This is a genomic window from Fulvivirga lutimaris, assembly GCF_009711525.1.
GTDB lineage: Bacteria > Bacteroidota > Bacteroidia > Cytophagales > Cyclobacteriaceae > Fulvivirga > Fulvivirga lutimaris.
The window spans coordinates 1-2,298 of the sequence record NZ_SMLV01000126.1 but is presented as its reverse complement, the minus strand read 5'-3'; the positions used below and the strand labels follow the sequence as shown (position 1 = coordinate 2,298).

Genomic DNA, 2,298 nt, shown 5'->3' with positions numbered 1-2,298 from the left:
GTTTTCTTGCAGATTTCAAACCGGATGTAGACAAGCGCTTGTTTCTTGAAGACAAGGCTAAACCATTCTCATCTCTTTTAATAGGTATTTGCCTTAACTCTATATTATAAGACAAGTCTTCTACCAATTGGCTTATAATTCTATACTGTTGCAAATCCTTTTGTCCAAAATAAGCTCTGTCTGGATTAACTATATTAAAAAGCTTAGACACAACAATGGCCACCCCATTAAAATGCCCAGGTCTATAGCTTCCCTCCATTGATTGTTCTAAATCCGCAAAGTTAAACTTTAACGATGGGCTTTTAGGGTACATCTCTTCTGCAGATGGGTTAAAAACGATGTCACATTCAAATGATTTTAGAAATTCTATATCCTCCTCATAAGTTCTAGGATAGTTCTTAAGATCTTCATCATTGTTAAACTGTGTAGGATTCACAAATATGCTGCAAACTGTCACATCATTTTCAGCCAATGAGGCCTTCAGCAATGCAGCATGGCCATCATGTAAGGCACCCATGGTAGGAACCAACCCAATGGTTTTTCGCTCTAATTTCAGCTCATTTAGACTCAATTGAAGAGACGAAATATCTCTAAAAATCTGCATTTCTGTTGTTTAAAAGGGACGCAAAACTAAGTTTTTCAAAAGATATAATCTTGAATAAAGGAGAAAATTTTGTACTTTTGTGCTTTAATTCTCGGATAAAATCAAATCTATACATATATGTCAAAACTACGTGTTCTTTATGTTGCCAGTGAGATCAATCCTTTTTTGCAAACTTCAGAGGTTGCTGACTTCGTAAGAAAACTGCCACAGGCGATGCAAGAAAGAGGGATGGAAATAAGAATACTGGTCCCTAGATTTGGATTGATAAATGAAAGGAAAAATAGACTACATGAAGTGGTTAGACTTTCAGGTATCAATATTTCAGTTGGAGAAGAAGAAAAGCCTTTGATTATTAAGGTGGCCTCTATCCCCAATGCCAAACTTCAGGTGTACTTCATTGATAATGAAGATTACTTCCACAGGAAGTATGTTTTCCATGATAAGGAAAATAAATTTTATGAAGATAATGACGAGCGTGCAATATTTTTCTGCAAAGGCGTTATAGAAACAGTGAAAAAATTAGGATGGGCTCCGGATATCGTTCATTGCAATGACTGGATGACAAGTTTAATTCCATTATACTTGAAAACTACATACAAAAACGATCCATTGTTTAAGGATGCCAAGTCGATTTTCACTATTCACAATAACAGTTTTAGTCATAAATTTAATAGTGACTTACTTGAGAAGGTGAAAATGATGGATATCGAAGATAGTATGCTTGCAAATTTACAAAGTGCAGACTATCAAGGATTCATTAAATTAGGGATGGAGTTTTCTGATTCAGTAATAATGGCTGAAGAAGACAATTCACTTTCAGAACTTTTTGAAGAAATTAACGATAAAAAGAAACTAGAAACTATCGAACAGAACGATAATTTTTCTGAATCATACTTTAACTTATACAATGAACTTGTGGGATAAGAAATTAGGGCTATTTTTAATAGCCCTAACATTCTTCGGATGTGAAGAAGAAATAGGAAACATTAGTTTAACCCCAGAAAATAATTTGGGGATTTTTTTTGCGGAAACTTCACTGACTGACAACATAGGTCAGGTTTGGGCTGGTGCAGCACCCTCCTCATTTTCAGGAAGGGTAATGGCAGGTCAATATACTGATCCTATCTTTGGAGATATTACTGCTAAGGCTTTTTGCGATGTATCAATTGCTCAAGCTAATTATGATAGAGTATCAATTGCTACATCTGAACTTAAAAGCTTGACAATGAAAGTTCGAATTGTTGATGCAGTAGGAACATACAGTTCCTCGGATATTCAAAATCTAGAACTCTATGAGCTTGTCAATCCAATAGACAACCTTGAAAATACTACTAGTGCTAAAACAATGGAGTTTGGAGAATTAATTGGTGGAGCAAAGATTGAATTGTACAGTGACTCTGTGAATTATGTATATGAAGGTTCTGACACTCCTGGATCAAGATATGATGCTAATAAGGTTTATATATATGAGGCTAAATTTGATATCTTAGGCAGATATAAAGCGGAGTTCCTTCAAAGTTTTGAAGAAGCCGTTATTCGCGGAGCTGCCATTGATGATGAGGATATAGACAGTGTTTCCTACTTTCTGGATCAATATATTAAGGGTTTTGCAATTGTTGGTAAAGATGATAACAACGCGGTTATCACGTTTAACCTAAATGATGCAAACACGGTGATGAATTTAGAATACACTA

Annotated in this window: 3 protein-coding genes; 2 read left to right on the top strand and 1 reads right to left on the bottom strand. The window is 35.1% G+C overall.

The genetic code is table 11. From position 1 onward, the window contains the following. Positions 1-604 (bottom strand): pantoate--beta-alanine ligase (panC, locus tag E1140_RS00665; protein ID WP_155178025.1); only part of this gene is annotated, 604 nt, incomplete at its 3' end. A 117-nt stretch (positions 605-721) separates the two neighbouring features. Here panC and E1140_RS00660 point away from each other — a divergent pair. Both E1140_RS00660 and E1140_RS00655 read left to right on the top strand, forming a co-directional pair. Further along, complete coding sequence (locus tag E1140_RS00660; protein ID WP_155178024.1) at positions 722-1,528, top strand: glycogen/starch synthase; 807 nt, start codon at positions 722-724, stop codon at positions 1,526-1,528. Further along, positions 1,512-2,298 (top strand): hypothetical protein (locus tag E1140_RS00655; RefSeq protein ID WP_155178023.1); only part of this gene is annotated, 787 nt, incomplete at its 3' end. The genes E1140_RS00660 and E1140_RS00655, both read left to right, overlap by 17 nt.